Raw genomic sequence first — 18,099 nt, forward strand, 5'->3', positions numbered from 1 at the left:
TGCCCCTGTCGAGGCCAAATAGAGTTTCGTGACGCATTCGCCGGGCGGGCGTCGCCGCAGCGGCAACCGTTTTGGCAATGCAGAAATCTAGAGAGGAATGCGACGGATGAGCGATTTACGCGGTTTCGACAGGTGGACGATGCCGGGGGCCGCGTATCTTCCGGCCAATTTGCCGCCAGCGGCCTTCTCCGGCGTGTTGTTCCGGCGCATCATGGCTTTCATTCTCGATTTTATTCTCGTCTCGATCTTTTCCGTCGCGATCTGGTTTGCGCTGGCGTTCCTGACGCTCGGTCTTACGGTCCTGATTCTGCCGCCGATCTTTCCCTTTGTCGCGTTTTTTTACAACGGCCTCACCGTGTCCGGTGCGCAGATGGCGACCCCGGGCATGCGCGCCATGGACCTTGAGTTGCGTCTGATCGACGGTCAGCGCGTCCCTTTTTTGATCGCTGCGGCGCATGCGGTGCTTTTCTATCTCAGCACCATGTTTCCGCCGATTTTTCTTGTCGCCTTAGTAACGGACGGAAAAAGGTGTTTGCATGACATCCTTGCCGGAGTGATCATTACCCGCCGTCCTTTTTAGAAGCGTTTTTTAAGTTGCGGCGACACAAGAAAGCGCTAGCCTTGATTGAACAAAGATGAAAACGGGATCAAAGGGACCAACCACCTTGACGCGAGAACCGCGCGACGCGCCACAGTTCTATCTGACGGCGCCGTCCCCGTGCCCGTATCTTCCGGACCGGCAGGAACGCAAGGTCTTCACCCATCTCATCGGCGGCCGTGCGGTGGGCTTAAACGATCAGCTGACGCTTTCCGGCTTTCGTCGTTCGCAGACGATCGCTTATCGGCCCGCCTGCGAGCGGTGCCGGGCCTGCGTCTCCGTCCGGGTCAAGGTCAATGACTTCCGGCCCACCCGCACTTTTCGCCGCGTGATGGAGCAGAACGCCGACCTCGCCGGCCTCGTCGGACGGACGGAGCCGACGTCCGAGCAATATTCGCTGTTTCGCCGCTATCTCGACGCGCGGCACGGCGAAGGCGGAATGGCGGATATGACCGTTCTCGACTATTCGATGATGATCGAGGACAGCCATGTCGAAAGCCGTCTTGTCGAATATCGCGCGCCGGATCTCAATGCGCCGGGCGAGACGCAACTGACGGCGGCATGTCTCACCGACCTCCTCGCCGACGGGCTGTCGATGGTCTATTCCTTTTATGCGCCGGACCAGCCGCGCCGCTCGCTCGGGACATTTATGATTCTCGACCATATCGAGCGCGCGCGCCGCCTCGGCCTGCCGCATGTCTATCTCGGCTACTGGGTCGAGGGCTCGCAGAAGATGGCCTATAAGGCGCGTTTTCTGCCGCAGGAACGGCTCGGCATGAACGGTTGGGAGAGGGTGGGTTAGGCTGCCTTACCCAAACCTGTTGTTCTTGGGGAAGCCGCGCGGCGGCAGGCGTCCGGCCTCGGCGCGGCTGCCGATCCATTCGCCAAGTTCAGCCGCGGAGACCGTAAAGACGCGTCCGGCCGAATCTTTCCAGGTCAATCCATCGGCGAGGCGGAACACTTTGGCGTCGGCGATGCCGCCGTCCCGGTATTTCTGCAGGCGCACGCCTTTGCCGCGCGCCATTTCCGGCGCCTGATCCAGCGGAAACACCAGAAGCTTACGGTTTTCCCCGATCACGGCCAAATGGTCCCCGTCAGCCGGCGTGATGATTTTCGCAGCCGCTGGCTTGTCGACATTGAGCAAAGACTTGCCTTTGCGCGTGCCGCCGATCATCTCGTCCTGCGAGGTGACAAAACCGCGTCCGTCGCTGGAGGCGACCAGCATTTTGACGCCGGGCGCATAGGGGAAGACGGCGCAGATCGTCTCGCCCTCGCCGATGTCGGCCATCAGGCGAAGCGGTTCGCCCTGACTGCGCCCGCCCGGCAGCTTCCCGGCGTCGAGCGTAAAGATCTTGCCGTCGCTGGCGAGTACAAGAATTTTCGAGGTGGTTTCGGCGAAGAAGGAGACGCTCAAGGCGTCATCGCCCTTGAATTGCAGGCCGCTCAGCTCCGCGACATGGCCTTTCAGAGCGCGAATCCAGCCCTTTTGCGAGACGACCACCGTGACCGGCTCGCGTTCGACCATCGCGCTTGCAAAATCGACGTCGCCAAGATCCGGGGCAACGTCAAACGTCGTGCGGCGCCGGCCGAGCTTGGTCTCGGGGCCATATTTTTTCTTCAGCTCGCGTATCTGGCCGGTGATCGTCTTCCATTGCTTGACTTCATCGGCAAGCAGCGCCTCGATGTCCCGGCGCTCCTCGACGAGTGCATCGTGCTCGCGCTGGATCTGCATTTCCTCGAGGCGCCGCAGGCTGCGAAGGCGGGTATCGAGAACGTAATTGACCTGCGGCTCCGAGAGGCCGAAAGCGGCCTGCAGCCTCGGCTTTGGCTCATCCTCCTCCCGGATGATGCGGATCACCGCATCGAGATTGAGGAAGACGATCAGCATGCCGGCCAGGACTTCGAGCCGGCGAACAATTTCGGCGAGCCGATGCCGCGAACGGCGCAAAAGCACATCGCGGCGATGGTCGAGCCATTGCTGCAACGCCTCCTTGAAGGAGACGACGCGCGGCACGACGCCGCCCTCGAGCACATTCATGTTCATCGGGAAGCGCGTTTCGAGCTCGGTGAGCTTGAACAAATGCTCCATCAGCATGTCGGCGTCGACCGTCCGGCTTTTCGGCTCGATGACGACGCGGACATCTTCGGCCGATTCGTCGCGGATGTCGGCGACGAGCGGCAGCTTCTTGTCGTTCAAAAGCTCGGCGATCTTTTCGATCAGCCGCGACTTTTGCACCATATAGGGGATTTCGGTGACGACAATGACCCAGGCGCCGCGTGCGCTTTCTTCCTTCGTCCAGCGCGCGCGCAGCCGCAGCGAGCCGCGCCCGGTGCGGTAGGTTTCGGCAATCGATTCTTTTGACTCGACCAGAACGCCGCCGGTCGGGAAGTCAGGTCCCGGCGCGAAGGCCAGCAGCTGGTCCGTCGTCGCCTCCGAATGCGAAATCAGATAAAGCGCAGCGTCACAAAGCTCGGCGAGGTTATGCGGCGGGATCGAGGTCGCCATTCCGACGGCGATGCCCTGCGCGCCATTGGCGAGAAGATTGGGTAGGGCCGCGGGAAGCACGACGGGCTCCTGCTGGTCGCCTGAATAATTCTCGCGAAAATCGACCGCGTCCTCTTCGATGCCTTCGAGGAGCAACCGCGCCACATCCGTCATGCGCGCTTCGGTGTAGCGATAGGCGGCGGCTCCGTCGCCGTCGATATTGCCGAAATTGCCTTGCCCGTCGACCAGCGGGTAGCGCGAAGAAAAATCCTGCGCGAGCCTCACCAGCGCGTCATAGATCGCCTGATCGCCGTGGGGATGGAACGAGCCCATCACGTCGCCGACGATTTTCGCGCATTTCTTGAAGGCCGTCCCGGGATCGAGCCGCAGGATCTGCATGCCATACAGAATGCGGCGATGCACCGGCTTCAGGCCATCGCGCGCGTCCGGCAACGCCCGGCCCATGATGGTCGAAAGCGCATAGGCGAGGTAGCGCTCTTCCAGCGCATCTCGCAGGTTGACGGGCTCGAAACCGCCCGATGCGGGCGGCGGCGGTGGAGAGACGGCTTTTCCCATGGCCAAGCCCTAACCGAGGCAGGCGAGCAGCGCAAGTTCTGTTTTTGTTCTCGCAGTCCGCGCGGCGTCAGTCAAGCTCGCCACCCGTTCAACCATCTTCGCGATGCAAGCAGTTCAGTTTCGTCAACAAGCGAGAGCTGAGCAAAAGAGCGGCCGAAGTCGCTGAAGCTCGAACCGCCTTCTCATTGTGGCGCGATCACCGCAAAGTAACGCAATTTACATTGTGTGTTTGCGAAGCTCCATGGAATCTGTAGAATGTGTAATTTACGCAATTGACACACGCTATTCGTCGGCAACAATCTGTGGATAATTGATTGCGAGCGTCAGCGTGGAAACGGCGGCCGCCAGGCTTGCTGGCGACAATTTAACGACGATTGAAATTGGCATGAATTGATAAGTCAAATATCCATTTGGGAGGCGAAGGGATGCTTCTGGATAATGAGTTTCGACTTGAGTTATTTTCGAGACTGCGCGCCTTGCAGGATCTGGCCTACACGGGGCGCATTCCATGCGGATCGCACGAGCATTTCGAACTTCTCGCTCTTGAAGAATTCGAGTCGCTTTTTGTTCTACAGAGAACGAAAGCCTGCGCCGACATCGCGCTGACGCTCGCGAATCGGTCGGCGCAGAATCAGGTGACGGTTTCCTTTTAGGCGTCGGGCCGGGCTGCGGAAATGTTCGGTCGTCGCGCGGGCGCGGCCCCGAGAGCGGCAGATTTTTCCCGATGGTCCCGGCCGGTTCCTTCTTTGAGCCTGTGCATGTTCGGGCGGAAACGCGGCGGTGTTGCGCTCATGCACTAGTTTCAAGGATAGCGCTCGTCTAGGAAGTTGCGGGCTCATCGCCCGCTCGTCGACAAATGCTGCTCCGTAAGCGGAACGGTTCCAACGGCTCAGCTGTTGTCTATGTCGAGGCGGCTTCACATCGGATGCGACATGACCAGACTGGGTTCGATCCTTGGCTTTGTCTTCAGTTTGGCCGTGATTTTTGCAGCCTATATGGGAACCCAGGACGCGTCGGTCGCCGAAACGAAAGCGCAAACGGCGCTGGACGAAGGCTGCGTTTCTGAAAATGTCGCGTTGGACGAAGGCTACGGCGTGACGCGCACGGAAACGCACATCGTTTGCACGAAAGACCCCAAGGACAAGGAAAAGGCGGCGGCTCACTAGTCGAGGGGAAGCCAGCAGCTTCCCCAGGATTTTCTGATTCCACGTCCTTTACGAAAACCGGCGACTGCTCGGCAAAAACCCTTCCTCACCATCCCTTGGACCAGGCGCCGAGCACCGCGACGACAGCATCGGTCAGTCTCTTGAGCTCAGCTTCCGCTATGGTAAAGGCCGGCGTCAGATAAACGATATTTCGAAACGGGCGCACCCAGACGCCGGATTCGACGAAACGGCGCTTCAACTCATTCATGTCGTTGATCTGATCAAGTTCGACGACGCCGATCGCGCCCTGAACGCGCACATCGCGCACTCCCGCAAAGTCCCGGCACGGTTCAAGATCGCGCGCGAGCGCGGCGGCGATTGCGGCGACCTGCCTCAGCCGCGGCTCGCTCGCGAAAAGATCGAGCGAAGCATTGGCCGCGGCGCAAGCCAGCGGATTGGCCATGAAAGTCGGCCCATGCATCAGCGCGCGCATTGGATCGGTTGATGAGAACGCCTCGAACACTGTGCTGGTCGCGACCGTGGCCGCAAGGCCCATGGTCCCTCCGGTCAAGGCCTTCGACAAAGCGATGATGTCGGGGACGACGCCCGCCGCCTCGCAGGCGAACATTGTTCCTGTGCGGCCGAAGCCGGTAAAGACCTCGTCGAAAATCAGAAGGATTCCATGCCGGTCCGCGGCGCGGCGCAATTTACGCAAAACGGCCGGATCATGGAAAATCATGCCGCCTGCGCCTTGCGCCAGAGGTTCGACGAGGATCGCGGCGAGCGCGCCGGCGTGCGCATCGAGCGCGGCGTCGAAAGTCCATTCGCTCGCCTCATCGACGGGAAGGTCAGCAATGACCTGTTTGGTCAGAACATTCGAAAACAGGCTGTGCATGCCCTCTTCGGGATCGCACACGGCCATGGTCGCGAATGTGTCGCCGTGATAGCCGCCTTTGAAAGAGAGAAATTTTGTCCGTCCGCCGGCGCCCTGATTGAGCCAGAACTGCACGGCCATCTTCATCGCGACCTCGACGGCGACGGAGCCGCTGTCGCAAAAGAACACCCGGTCGAGAGGCTTCGGCAAGAGCTCGACAAGCCGCCGCGCCAAAGTCAGCGCCGGCTCGTGGGCGAGACCTCCGAACATGACGTGGGGCATATCGCGGAGCTGCCGCGTCACGGCGCCGGCGATATGGGGATGGTTATAGCCGTGACACGCCGTCCACCAACTGGCGACGCCATCGACGAGTTCGCGCCCGTCCGCCAGCTTTATCCGCGAGCCCTGCGTGGCGACCACCGGCAAGGGCGGCGGCGAGGTCAGCATCTGCGTATAGGGCAGCCAGATATGCGGCAGGCCTTCTGTCAACCAATCCGGCGGTCCGGCGCTCACTGATTCGTCTCCTGGATTTGCCTCGCGCGATGTTTTTGCGCAAAACCTCGCCTAGCCCTCCCGATCCGCTGCGTCAACGCAGGCCGAACCCGAAAATGAACTCGCTAGACGACTTCGCCTCAGCAAAACTCGCCGAACTCGACGCCCAGCATCTGCGCCGCACGCTTGTCGAGAGCGCGCGCGAGGAGGCGCCCTGGGTTTTTCGGGAGGGGCGGCGGCTTTTATCCTTCTCATGCAATGATTATCTCAATCTCTCTCATCATCCCGCCGTCAAGGCCGCGGCGGTTGCAGCGATCGCGCGCTATGGAGCGGGCAGCGGCGGCTCGCGCCTCGTTACCGGCAATCATCCCTTGCTCGGCGAACTCGAGACGCGGCTCGCCCGGCTGAAAACGACAGAAGCAGCCTGCGTTTTCGGCTCCGGCTATCTCGCCAATGCGGGCATCGTCCCGACGCTCGCTGGCGCCGGGGATCTCATTCTGATCGACGAATTGGCGCATGCCTGCCTCTTTGCCGGGACGCAGCTCTCACCGGCGAAAACGATCATCTTCCGCCATAATGACGTTTCGCAGGCGGAAGAATTGCTCGCAGCCCAGCGCACAGACTTCCGCCGCGCCCTGCTCCTCACCGACGGCGTGTTCTCCATGGACGGCGATCGCGCGCCGCTCGCCGAACTCGCCGCGCTTTGCGCCGCCTATGACGTCTGGCTGATGAGCGATGACGCGCATGGGCTCGGCGTCATCGGCGGCGGGCGCGGATCGGTCACGGCGGCGGGCGCCCCGCCGGTTCCGTTGCAGATGGGCACGCTGTCAAAAGCAATCGGCGGCTATGGCGGCTATCTTTGCGCCTCAAAGCCGGTGATCGATCTCATAAAGACGCGCGCCAGAACCCTCGTCTATTCGACAGGCCTGCCCCCCGCCAGCGTGGCCGCTGCGATCGCCGCTCTGAACATCATCGAAAACGAGCCTCTGCTCGTCGAGAAGCCGCTCGCCAAGGCGCGCGCCTTTGCAAAGACGCTCAACCTGCCGGAGGCGCAGAGCCCGATCGTTCCGGTGATCATCGGCGCCCCCGAGGCGGCGCTCGCGGCTTCGCGGCAATTGGCCGAGGCCGGATTTCTCGTGACCGCCATCAGGCCGCCGACGGTGCCAGCCGGCACGGCGCGGTTGCGCTTCGCCTTTTCCGCCGCGCATAGCGATGAAGACATCGCGCGGCTGGCGCAAACGGTGCGCTCCATCATCAGGTCCTGACATGCCGGCTCTTTTCATCACGGGGTCCGGCACCGATGTCGGCAAGACTTTCGTCGTCGCGGGCCTCACGCGGGCCTTCAGGGAACAAGGCCGCGATGTCGAGGTCTTGAAGCCGATCGTCAGCGGCTTCAATCCGGCTGATCCCTCAACCAGCGATCCAGCCGTGCTTCTTGAAGCGCTGGGGCGCCCCGCATCGAGCGAGAACCTGGCGCTGGTCTCGCCGTTGCGCTTCAGCGCCCCGCTGTCGCCCGACATGGCGGCGGCGGCGGAGGGCCGCGCCATCGACATGGCCGAAGTTAAGGCATTTTGCGATGAGGCTCTTGCCAGGACGACGGATGTTTTGCTGATCGAAGGCATCGGCGGCGTCATGGTTCCGCTCAACGCCGCCAAGACACAGCTCGATCTGATGTGCGCGCTAAATCTGCCGCTGATTTTTGTCGGGGGCAGCTATCTCGGCGCCATCAGCCACAGCCTGACAGCGCTCGATGTCTTGCGTGCGAACCGCCTGACCGTCCGGGCAGTCGTCATCAGCGAAACGCCAGACTCTTCTGTCGGCCTTGATGCGACGCTTGCAACCCTCGCGAATTTCACCAGCGCGCCTTTGCTGGCTCTAGTCCGCAACGCGTCGACGGCCTCGAACGAAGCGGTTTTCGCCGGGCTCGCCAGCCTGATCTAATCAGCAATAAGCCAGTTCAGCTCTCAGCTGCGGGCGGCCCGAGCGACGCCCTCAAGGGCGAACCGTTCAACTTCCTCCCGGCGGGCCGCCGGCCGGCTAGAGCGGAATGCGTTCAAGCGGAATCGCATTCTTTAAGCCTTTGTTTTACCGCATGATGTGGGCCCGAAAAGTCTGCAACTTTTCGGCATCATGCTCTAAGCCGCCAGAAGCCGCTCCTCGATGCGGGCCATTCCCCGCTCGAACACAGCCGTGTCGTTGAGCGCGCGCGAAAGCACAAGCGCGCCCTGGATATCGGCGACGGCTTCTTCCGCCCGTTGCTGCGCTTTCGTCGAATCGCTTCCGGCCCGCTCGAGGGCGCCGGCGAGCGCTTCGGTCCAGGCCGCGAAATAAGCGCGGATCCTGGCGGCGAAGCGGTCGCGCACATTGTCGAGCGCGAATGCGCCAACGAGGCATATTCTGCGGCCGGAGCGGAAATAATCGACGACGGAGCGGCACATGCCGCTGATGGCGAGGCCAGCGTCATCGGCCTCGCGCAAGGGCCGATAGACATTGCTCTCGAACCAGTCGTCGATGTCAGCCAAAACGGCGGCGGCCATCTCCTCTTTCCCGCCAGGAAAAAAGTGATAGAGACTGCCTTTGCCAAGGCCCGTCTTTTGACCGATCAGCGCGAGGCTCGCGCCCTCGAAGCCGTTTTCACGAAAAATCTCGGCTAGCTTGGGCACGATATCCGAACGCTCCGCAATAAGCCTCGCCATTGTTCTTAAAGCCCGAGATCCGACAATCCTGGATGATCGGCGGGACGATCGCCCTGAGGCCAGAAAAATTGGCGCTCCGATTCCCTGATCGGCAGATCATTGATGCAGGCGAACCGGCGCTCCATCAGCCCATCCTCGCCAAATTCCCAGTTTTCATTGCCATAGGCGCGATACCAATTGCGCGAATCGTCGCGGAATTCATAAGCGAATCTGACGGCGATGCGATTTCCCGTAAAGGCCCAAAGTTCCTTGATCAGCCGGTAGTCAAGCTCGCGCGCCCATTTGCGCGACAAAAACGCGACGATCGCCTCGCGGCCGTTGACGAATTCCGCGCGATTGCGCCAGGCGCTGTCGACGCTGTAGCCGAGCGAGACCCGGGCAGGGTCGCGGCTGTTCCAGGCGTTCTCGGCAAGACGCACCTTCTGGGCGGCGGTTTCGTGACTGAAGGGCGGAAGCGGGGGGCGTTGTTCATTCGACATTTTTCAGCTCCGGACAGACCAGCTTATGTACTATTCGGTACATACTTTACTATTTGGTACACTTCCGGGACGGCGACGTCAATAGCGCGTAAGAAGGGCCCTTATGAAGAGCTGGGGATTCCCGGCCATGGAGAATGGTTTCAGGATGCTCCGGCGGCGCTCATCATGACGCGCCGCTCAATTTGCCGGCGTTTTCCTGGCGCCCTGCTTTGGATTCGAGGCCGCCGGCGTCCTGGCGGCCTTTGGCTGACCGCCGCGAGCGCCGTTGTGGACCAACGCGCTTTCAAGTTCGCTCTGCAGCGCGTCGAGTTCAGCTTTGGTGCGTGGCTTTGGCCGCTCTGGATCGGTCCCTGTGGTCGGCCGATAATCGAGCGTGTCCTGGGGCGGGCGCGATTGACGCACAAAATCCTTCGCTTCCGGCACGTCGGCCCAAAGCCGGGTTTTCATCAGCGTGTCGAGCGGGGAGCCGGTTGGATTCTTCGTCTTTATCCGCGTTTTCTGGGCCGGCGTGGCGGCGGGCTGGACCGGCGCACCGGCGGCCGGGGTAGAGCTTTGCGCAAACGCTGGCGCCGGATGAGCAATCATGGCGCTGCAGATCACAAGGGTCATGAGCCCACTAAGGATAGAGCTTGATCTTGCAGGCTGAAGCCGCGCAGGCTCTAATCCCATCCAGTGATTCTCATCTTGGCGCATTCGCGGCAATCTCAACACGGTCTCGTCAAAACTTTCGCATTCATACGGCGTAGAGCCGCGCACGCCTCTGTAGCGCATTGATTCAACGCCCTTTATCCTCATAAAGACGGTTTTCTGGAGGCGGGAAACCGTTATGATGGGCCGCAGACAGACAACCGGCCGGACGAGCGCCTCAATAAGCCTTCAGCAAATGCTTATATAGAAAGTCGCCCGCCGCTTGAAAGACCGAAGGCGGCGGCGACCGGCGACGCCACTGCCTTTTAAGAGAGACGCCATGCGTCGCGCGGCGATGCGCATCGCCGAAAAAGATAATGTGTAACCGCAGAGGGTAAAGGGGAACGCCATGAGCTCTATCGGATCCCGGCGCGGTGTCGAAAGCGGACAGTCAGGCAAGACGAAAGCCGCGGGACGGAAAAAAAGGGCAAAGGCTGCGGCGGAAAAAAAACTGAGCGCGAGCCAAGCCGAAAAGGCGCATGGTTCGGCCGCCGACGCGAACGGTCGCAAGCCGTCATCGCCCACCGCGTCTCCGGCTTCCAGCGCCTCACCGCCAGTTGCTCCTGGCGTGGCTTCCGCCACGGTTATTCCTCCTGGCCTCATGCCTCCGGCGCTCGCAGCGCTCGCGCCAGGTTTGGCGAAGCTGGGTATTCCGATGGAGGGCGCCGCCGATGGCGCGCCAAAGCCGGATCTCGAGCAGATAGCCTACAATATGGCGCGGCTTCTCGAACACGGCGGCAAGGCTCTGGCGGCGTCCCTGAAACCGCCGGAGCCGGGTGAGACCAAAAGCGACCTCTCATCGGAAATGTCGAACGCGATCCGCTCGATCAGCAAGGTCGCCGAACATTGGCTCAGCGATCCGAAAAAGACCGTCGAAGCGCAGTCCGCCCTCGTCGTCGGTTTTCTCTCCCTGTTGTCGAACACGTTGCGGCGGCTCTCGGGCGAAGCCGAAGCGCCCGTCGTGCCTTACGATCCATCGGATAAGCGGTTCACCGCTCCGGAATGGCGCGAAAGCCTCGTGTTCGATTTCCTGCGTCAGGCGCACGCCATCGCCGTCAACTGGGCGAATGCGATCATCGACCGCTCGGACGATCTCGATCCGCAGACCCGCGGCAAGGCGAAATTCTACTTCCGGCAGATTTCGAGCGCCCTGGCGCCTTCAAATTTCTTCGCGACCAATCCCGAGGTTCTCAAGGAAACCTGGGCTTCGAACGGCGAAAATCTCGTGCGCGGCGCTGCGATGCTGGCCAGGGACCTCGAAGCGGGCAAAGGCCGCCTCAAGATCACGCGTTACGACGCCTCGAAATTCGAAGTCGGCAAGAATCTCGCGACGACGCCGGGCAAGGTCATCTTCCGTAACGAGCTCATCGAACTGATCCAGTATTCGCCGACGACCGAGACCGTCTACAAGCGGCCGCTGCTCATCGTGCCGCCCTGGATCAACAAATTCTACATTCTCGACCTCACGGCCGACAAAAGCTTCGTGCGCTACGCGGTCTCGCAGGGGCTCACGGTTTTCATGGTCTCCTGGGTCAACCCCGATTCGCGCCATCGCGACAAGGGATTTGAAGACTATATGCGCGAAGGCATATTTGCCGCGCTCGAAGCCATCGAGAAGGCCACCGGCGAAACCAATGTAACGGCGATCGGCTATTGCATCGGCGGCACTCTGCTTTCCATGACGCTCGCCTATATGGCCGAGATCGGCGACAAAAGGATCGAAAGCGCGTCCTTCTTTACGACGCAGACTGATTTCAGCCAGGCGGGCGACCTCAAGATTTTCATCGACGAGGAGCATCTGCGCGACCTCGAACAGAAGATGGCCGCGACGGGCTATCTTGAAGCCTCGGCCATGTCGACGTCCTTCAACATGCTTCGGCCCGAGGATCTCATTTGGTCCTTCGTCGTGAACAATTACATGAAGGGCAAGCCGCCACTGGCGTTCGATCTTCTCGCGTGGAATTCCGATTCGACGCGCATGACCGCCGCCAATCACATAACCTATCTGCGCGACTGCTATCTCGAAAACAGGCTGGCGCGCGGCAAGGCCGCGTTTGGCGGCAAGACTCTGAACCTCAAGAAGATCACGATCCCTGTCTATCATCTCGCAACGCGTGAGGACCACATCGCGCCGGCGCGGTCCGTGTTCATCGGCGCGCAAATGGTCGGCGGCGATGTTCGCTATGTCCTCGCGGGCTCCGGCCATATCGCCGGCGTCATCAATTCGGTCGCCAAACCGAAGTATCAATACTGGATCGGAGACCGTCCCTCCGGCGCCTTCGAGGAATGGCTTGAAAAGGCGACCGAACATCCGGGCAGCTGGTGGCCCGATTGGCTCGAATGGGTCGTCCGGCAATCGCCCGAGCGTGCGCCGGCGCGAATTCCAGGAAGCGGCGAACTGCCCGCCCTCTGCGATGCGCCCGGCGAATATGTCAAAATCCGCTACTAGAACATGACGCCGAAAAGCCGAAGCCGGTTTTGCAGCGACATCATCCTCCCACTTACTGGCGAGGAACGGATTTCCATTTGCCCAAGGGTCATCGGCAGAGCGGATGACGCGGAAATCGAAGACTACCGAGCGGGATTCGCATCGCTGCGTCAAAGCAATCGCGCTCAATCATTTTCTAATTTCCCTAAAATGATAAAATGCTTTTATCATTCCGTTCACGCACACTTTGATCCGAATCATTGTTTGTTTCGGGCGCAAGCTTCAAGGCTTGGTCGGTTCGCACACATCGACTATGCTGAGAGGCGAAATCATTCTGGTTCCCGATCCGGCCGTCCGCCGCTTTTTTTTGCAAGATCATGATGGGAGGCGATTTGCGCCTTTCACGAGCTTTTGAGACATGGGATCTTTTTTCGCCGCGATCGCCGCGGCGCGACATGAAGGTATTTGCAATGATGGATTTTTAAACAATGCCGCCTCGCGCCCTTCGCGAAACGCCGCGACAACTGACGAATGAACGCAGCGCGGGCGTTAATTTGATGCCAGGCGCCCAGGAATGACGCGGAGCTTTTCCAACCAGACCCTCCGTTTTGCGCCTTCGTCGAACGGTTACCTCCATCTTGGCCACGCCTATTCCGCCCTGCTGAATTTCGAAATGGCGCGCGCAAGCGGTGGCCGCATGTTGCTTCGCATAGAGGATATCGACATCGATCGCTGCCGTCCCGAATTCGAGCAGGCGATCTACGAGGATCTTGAATGGCTTGGGCTCAGCTGGGAGCTTCCTGTGCGGCGCCAGTCCGAGCATTTTTCCGATTATGCGAACGCTCTTGATAGGCTGAGATCGCGCGGATTGGTCTATCCCTGCTTCTGTTCGCGCGGGGACATCATGGCCACGGTCGCTGGACGCCCCGATTCGCCGCGCGATCCGGACGGCTCGCCGCTGTATCCGGGAACGTGCAAGCATCTGCCGCCAGCGGAGCGCGCGCGCCGGCTCGCAGGCGGCCGCGCCGCGGCGGAGCGCATCGACATGGACGCGGCGATGGCTTCGCTTGGCTTTCAGCTCGGCTGGCGCGAACGTCCCGTGTTCGGCTCAAGCGCGGAAGGCCGCGAAATCATAGCCGAGCCCGCGTTGTGGGGCGACGCTATTGTGGCGCGCAAGGACATCCAGACCAGCTATCACATCGCCGTTGTTGTCGATGACGCGCTGCAAGGCGTCACAGATGTCGTGCGCGGCGAGGATCTTTTCATGGCGACGCATCTGCATCGTTTGCTGCAGGCATTGCTCGATTTGCCGGAGCCGCGCTATCGCCATCACAGGCTGCTTCGCGACGCCTCGGGCCACAAATTGTCGAAGTCGTTGCGCGCGAAGTCGTTGCGCGCGCTACGGCAGGAAGGGCTGTCGCCAGAGGCCGCACGCAAATTGCTTGGCGGGGAACTGATCGCCGCCTCGTGACTCTCAAACTGCCAAGATAAAGCAAGACTCGCCCGCCGGGAACACCGCGCTCGAAAAGATACGAATACCTCTGTTTAAGGCAAAATAAAGAAAGCGCGGGGCCGAATTGACCCAAAACCGTCGCTTTTGCTGCGTAGGATGGAATCTAAACGCAAATATGGGTGATGATATGAGAACTTTTGGCGTTGTGCTTGCTCTTCTGACGGCAGCCGCCCCTTCCGCGATCATCCTCGCGCACGCTGATCCTGCGGCGCATGGCGAAAACGCTCCGGCTCCGCGCGCCGACGCCCACGCCGCCGCGCACGCACCGGCGCCGACCAAGATGCATCAAACTTTCGATATTATTCGAAAGGATGACAAGATTGGCGCAAATGTGGTGGATATCGACCGGACAGCCGACTCGACAACGGTGAAAAACAAGACGGATATCTCCGTCAAGCTGATGTATGTCGAGGTGTACCGCTATCAGCACAACTGCAGCGAGACCTGGAAAAACGGTCAGCTGGCGGCGTTCAAATCGCAAACCGACGATAATGGCACGAAGCACGTCGTCGAGATCGCGCCCTCGGCGACGCCTGACAAGGTCACGCTCATCGTGGATGGCAAGAAAAGCGAAGAGCCCAAATCGATTGCGCCGGCGAGCCTTTGGAGCAAGGACCTCATCACCCGTACGGAGCTGTTCGATCCGGCGGACGGAAAGCGCCTTTCGGTCAAGGTCAAGGATCTTGGCGAAGAGACGCTGACGATCCAGGGCGTCAAGCATCAAACCCACCACTACCAGCTTTCGGCGAAGCCGCCGGGCGATTTTGACCGCGATCTGTGGTTCGAGGGAGACGAACTGGTCCGAATGAAAATGCTCGGCTCCGACCACTCGCTGATCGTTTCAGACCTCGCCAAATAAGGCTGGAGCCGGAGCCCCGATCACCTTCATAAAGCGAAGCGGGGGCGGTTCGTCAAACCAGACGCCGATGAAAGAACTGAAGGCGCGCGCGACAGTCGTCGCATTCTGGAAGGCGTCTTCAGGCCACAATCCGACCGCTCAGCAGGTAATCAGCCCGAACAGGCAATCTCCCCCCCCCCGGGCTCCAGGAATTCCTGAATTTATTTGGCGCGCTGCTCCGCGACGACGCGCTCGGCCGCGGGCGCTTCGGCGACCAGACCGTCTATGCGGTCACGCTCACGCCTGAAATCGGCCAGCATGCGGCCGTCGAATTCGCGCGTGCGCGATAGCTTGACCTTCATCGGGTCGACGAAATGGCCGTTGACCAGAACTTCGTAATGAAGATGCGGCCCGGTTGCGAGGCCGGTCTGGCCAAGGTAGCCGATCACCTGGCCCTGGCGGACTCTCGCGCCTTCCGTGGCGCCTCGGGCGAAGCCCGACATATGATTATAGGTCGTCTCATAGCCGTTCGCATGCTCGATCTCGATGCGGCGGCCGTAGCCGGAATCCCACCCCGCCTTGACGATCACGCCATTGCCGGCGGCGAAGATCGGCGTGCCGATCGGGGCCGCCCAATCGACGCCGGTGTGCGGGCGCGTATAGCCGAGGATCGGATGAAAGCGGTACCCGAATCCAGACGTGAATTTGGCGTTGATGATCGGGGTTCGCACCAGAAACTTGCGCGTTGAACGGCCGTCCTGATCATAAAAGTCGACGACGCTATCGTCGGGCGTCTGAAAGCGGTAGTATCGATAGGTTTCACCCCGCGCCGTGATCGTTGCGTAGAGGAGGTTGTGACCTTCGCTTTCGTCGGTCTCATCGTAGAAAGCCTCGAAGGAATCGCCGCCGCTGACAGGACGCTGGAAATCGACGTCATTGGCGAAGATGCGCACCAGATCATCGATGATCGGACGCGGAATCTCCTGCTTCAAAGCCGTCTCGTAGAATGAATCGTAAAGCCGCATGCCGTCTTCATCGTCGGCGTCATCGCTGTTGGCGGCCGGCCGTTTGGCGGGATGGGCCGGCGCCATCACAGGCACATAGGCGCCGCGATCGTCGATCGCGACGCTGCTCTCCAATGTCTCGTCCGAGTAGATGGAAAGACGCGCAAGCGTCAAACCTTCCCCTGAGCCGTCGAGATCCGCAAAGAGCAGCTTGACGCGGCGCCCTTCCGGCGCGGCCAATTCGCCAGGCTTCAGCTTGAAGGCGGCCATCACGGACGCGATCCTCGCCTTGCCGAGCCCCGCCGTACGCAAAACGTCTTCCAGCGTTTCGCCGTGGCGGACGACGACGAGGCGCTCCTCCGCCTGCGCGCCCTGCGGCGTCTGCGGCGAGCGGCCGACATTGGTCACATTTTCCGGAACCATGCGCACCTCGATGGCCGAAAAAGGCGTCGTCTTGATCTCATCCGCGGGATTGGCATAGGCGAGCATGCCGGGGAGATTGGTGCGGCTCGTGCGCATCAGCAGAAGTTGCGGCGGCAAAGCAATCTGCCTCGATCCGGCCGCCGCCGTATTCTTGACGTGTTCGGCGACCTGGGCCCGCACCTCATCCTCGCTCAGTCCGATGGGCGAGAGATCTTCGACAGCGATATCGCGCGTCGACCAGGACACTTCGGCGTCGTCCTGAACGGGCTCGGGCGCGACGTCGATCGGATTGCGGGCGTCGGCCAGGATTTTGAGCGGGTTGAACGGCGGCACATCCTCGGCGAAGCCAGCGCTGTTCAGGAGCAGCGTCGTCTCGACGCGCGTGAAGGTGTGAACCTTCATGACCTCCTTGTCGCCCACCTTGATCGCCGTCGGCGCGCGGAAAGTCTGCTTTGCGGCGACAATATCAACCGACTTGACCAGACGGTCTGCCTTGTGCTGGTCGACGCCGAAATCGACGTTGATTTCCTTGCGCGGCGCGAGCGACGGCGGCTCGGCGAAATAGGATTGATTGCCGAGCGAGGCGTAGATAGCCGCGCCGATCAGCGCGCCGCCGGTGACGCCGGCCAGAATCGTGCCTGAAAACCATCGCAGCGATATGCGACGCCGATCGAAAGACGAATGCCGCTCGCCATCTGCCTCAATCGCGGGCTCGTGGCCGAGATCCACGCCGCCATGCAAGCGGTTCGACCACAGACCCGGCACAAAAGGGTGGCTGCGCAAGGGCGCGTCCATTGTCATTGTGATGTTCTGACCCTTGCCAATGCCCTGCTCTTTTTAAATCGGCCGCGGCGGACCGGCGCCGTTCAGCGCGACATACGGCGAAAACCCCGCGCCAATGTCCTGTAGACGGATCATCCCATTCGAGATCTGACGAAAGCGCCCTTCGAGTGAATTGGCGCGGCGGGTTGTGCGCTGCGCCGGGCAGGTTTTGTGATACCGGCGGCTTTGCGCATGACGCATCGCCTTAAAGGGATCAAGCCGCTATTGTAAATGGCTCCACCGATCCCTTGAGATTTAAAGAACGATCCTTTCCCGAAAATAGCGCGCTTGAGACGCGTGTGACCGCGGCGACGCCAAAGGCGATGAGCGAGGGAAGACAAAGCCTGCCGAAGATGGCTCAAATGCGGCGCTCGCGGTCGCCGGGCGCGCTCCGAAGGAACGGTTGACAAGCATTTGTCGGTTTTGTATTGAACTGCCATCTCAGCGCGGCGCTTCGGCCGCGTTTTTTCGTTTGCGCAGCGTGGCGCTGTGCTTTTGCGGGATAGCCCAAAAGCACGGCGGAGGCCGCGGATCAAGTCTGATCGGCGCGCGAGAATGAGCCTCTAACGGCTTTGTGACTACTGCCAAGAAGCCGGCCTGCGAGGTTTCGCCTCGAAAGAGCCGGATCGAACATAAGGGAAAAAAATGTTCGCAGTCATCAAAACCGGCGGCAAGCAATACAGCGTTTCCGCCGACGATACGATAACGGTCATGAGTCTTCCGGGCGAAGCGGGCGACGCCGTGACTTTCGATAATGTCCTGATGCTCGGCGGAGACGGCGAGCCGACGGTCGGCGCGCCCTTTGTTCCAGGAGCCAGCGTCGCGGCCGAGATCGTCGAGCAGAAACGCGGCCCCAAGGTCATCTCTTTCAAGAAACGGCGGCGGCAGAACTCGAAGCGCAAGCGCGGCCATCGCCAGGATCTGACGCTGGTGCGAATCACCCAGCTCGTGACGGGCGGCGGCGCTGCGCGCGCGGCGGCTTCGTCCGAATCGCCAGAGACCTGAGCGACGCGGCGGAACGAAATTTGCTTTGCGGTTC

Annotated in this window: 16 protein-coding genes; 10 read left to right on the forward strand and 6 right to left on the reverse strand. The window is 60.9% G+C overall.

Annotated elements, in window-relative coordinates; translation table 11 throughout:
• Window positions 1-106: 106 nt before the first annotated feature.
• Together SIN04_RS10855 and SIN04_RS10860 are read left to right on the forward strand one after the other, a co-directional pair.
• Window positions 107-580, forward strand: a complete 474-nt coding sequence (locus SIN04_RS10855) for an RDD family protein (RefSeq protein ID WP_134489066.1) — start codon at window positions 107-109, stop codon at window positions 578-580.
• A gap of 85 nt (window positions 581-665) precedes the next feature.
• On the forward strand, window positions 666-1,400 hold the full coding sequence (locus SIN04_RS10860) for an arginyltransferase (protein ID WP_134489068.1): 735 nt from the start codon (window positions 666-668) through the stop codon (window positions 1,398-1,400).
• Between the two features lie 6 nt (window positions 1,401-1,406).
• Here SIN04_RS10860 and parC read toward each other — a convergent pair whose 3' ends face one another.
• A complete protein-coding gene (parC, locus tag SIN04_RS10865; RefSeq protein ID WP_134489070.1) occupies window positions 1,407-3,659 on the reverse strand; it encodes a DNA topoisomerase IV subunit A in 2,253 nt (750 codons plus the stop codon).
• 425 nt (window positions 3,660-4,084) lie between these two features.
• Here parC and SIN04_RS10870 point away from each other — a divergent pair, with 425 nt between their 5' ends.
• Window positions 4,085-4,312 (forward strand): hypothetical protein, encoded by a 228-nt coding sequence (locus SIN04_RS10870; RefSeq protein WP_134489072.1) that lies wholly within the window; start codon window positions 4,085-4,087, stop codon window positions 4,310-4,312.
• A gap of 279 nt (window positions 4,313-4,591) precedes the next feature.
• Entirely contained in the window at window positions 4,592-4,825 is a 234-nt protein-coding gene (locus SIN04_RS10875) for a hypothetical protein (RefSeq protein WP_134489074.1), read from the forward strand.
• 85 nt (window positions 4,826-4,910) lie between these two features.
• Here the strand turns inward: SIN04_RS10875 and SIN04_RS10880 are convergent, their stop codons facing one another.
• Window positions 4,911-6,125 (reverse strand): adenosylmethionine--8-amino-7-oxononanoate transaminase, encoded by a 1,215-nt coding sequence (locus SIN04_RS10880; protein WP_244605954.1) that lies wholly within the window; start codon window positions 6,123-6,125, stop codon window positions 4,911-4,913.
• Window positions 6,126-6,286: 161 nt separating this feature from the next.
• Here SIN04_RS10880 and bioF point away from each other — a divergent pair, with 161 nt between their 5' ends.
• The gene (bioF, locus tag SIN04_RS10885; protein ID WP_134489079.1) at window positions 6,287-7,435 is read left to right on the forward strand and encodes an 8-amino-7-oxononanoate synthase; all 1,149 of its coding nucleotides are present in this window, start codon (window positions 6,287-6,289) and stop codon (window positions 7,433-7,435) included.
• A gap of 1 nt (window position 7,436) precedes the next feature.
• The gene (gene bioD / locus SIN04_RS10890; protein WP_134489081.1) at window positions 7,437-8,111 is read left to right on the forward strand and encodes a dethiobiotin synthase; all 675 of its coding nucleotides are present in this window, start codon (window positions 7,437-7,439) and stop codon (window positions 8,109-8,111) included.
• 194 nt (window positions 8,112-8,305) lie between these two features.
• Here bioD and SIN04_RS10895 read toward each other — a convergent pair whose 3' ends face one another.
• From SIN04_RS10895 to SIN04_RS10905, 3 genes are all read right to left on the reverse strand, one after another.
• Window positions 8,306-8,866: a TetR/AcrR family transcriptional regulator gene (locus SIN04_RS10895; RefSeq protein ID WP_134489083.1), complete on the reverse strand. Its 561-nt coding sequence runs from the start codon at window positions 8,864-8,866 to the stop codon at window positions 8,306-8,308.
• 5 nt (window positions 8,867-8,871) lie between these two features.
• The gene (locus SIN04_RS10900) at window positions 8,872-9,345 is read right to left on the reverse strand and encodes a DUF1348 family protein (protein ID WP_134489085.1); all 474 of its coding nucleotides are present in this window, start codon (window positions 9,343-9,345) and stop codon (window positions 8,872-8,874) included.
• A 177-nt stretch (window positions 9,346-9,522) separates the two neighbouring features.
• Window positions 9,523-9,954: a hypothetical protein gene (locus SIN04_RS10905; protein WP_134489087.1), complete on the reverse strand. Its 432-nt coding sequence runs from the start codon at window positions 9,952-9,954 to the stop codon at window positions 9,523-9,525.
• 427 nt (window positions 9,955-10,381) lie between these two features.
• Between SIN04_RS10905 and SIN04_RS10910 the strand changes: the two genes are divergently transcribed.
• From SIN04_RS10910 to SIN04_RS10920, 3 genes are all read left to right on the forward strand, one after another.
• Window positions 10,382-12,481, forward strand: coding sequence for a PHA/PHB synthase family protein (locus SIN04_RS10910; RefSeq protein WP_423136010.1), 2,100 nt, complete (start codon window positions 10,382-10,384; stop codon window positions 12,479-12,481).
• 553 nt (window positions 12,482-13,034) lie between these two features.
• The gene (gene gluQRS, locus SIN04_RS10915; protein WP_134489091.1) at window positions 13,035-13,931 is read left to right on the forward strand and encodes a tRNA glutamyl-Q(34) synthetase GluQRS; all 897 of its coding nucleotides are present in this window, start codon (window positions 13,035-13,037) and stop codon (window positions 13,929-13,931) included.
• A gap of 169 nt (window positions 13,932-14,100) precedes the next feature.
• Window positions 14,101-14,832: a DUF6134 family protein gene (locus SIN04_RS10920; RefSeq protein WP_341264437.1), complete on the forward strand. Its 732-nt coding sequence runs from the start codon at window positions 14,101-14,103 to the stop codon at window positions 14,830-14,832.
• A 200-nt stretch (window positions 14,833-15,032) separates the two neighbouring features.
• Here the strand turns inward: SIN04_RS10920 and SIN04_RS10925 are convergent, their stop codons facing one another.
• Window positions 15,033-17,039, reverse strand: a complete 2,007-nt coding sequence (locus SIN04_RS10925) for a M23 family metallopeptidase (RefSeq protein WP_341264438.1) — start codon at window positions 17,037-17,039, stop codon at window positions 15,033-15,035.
• A gap of 666 nt (window positions 17,040-17,705) precedes the next feature.
• Here SIN04_RS10925 and rplU point away from each other — a divergent pair.
• Window positions 17,706-18,065, forward strand: a complete 360-nt coding sequence (gene rplU, locus SIN04_RS10930; RefSeq protein WP_134489096.1) for a 50S ribosomal protein L21 — start codon at window positions 17,706-17,708, stop codon at window positions 18,063-18,065.
• Window positions 18,066-18,099 lie beyond the last annotated feature (34 nt).

It is taken from the genome of Methylocella tundrae (assembly GCF_038024855.1).
In the GTDB taxonomy this organism is placed as follows: Bacteria; Pseudomonadota; Alphaproteobacteria; order Rhizobiales; family Beijerinckiaceae; genus Methylocapsa; species Methylocapsa tundrae.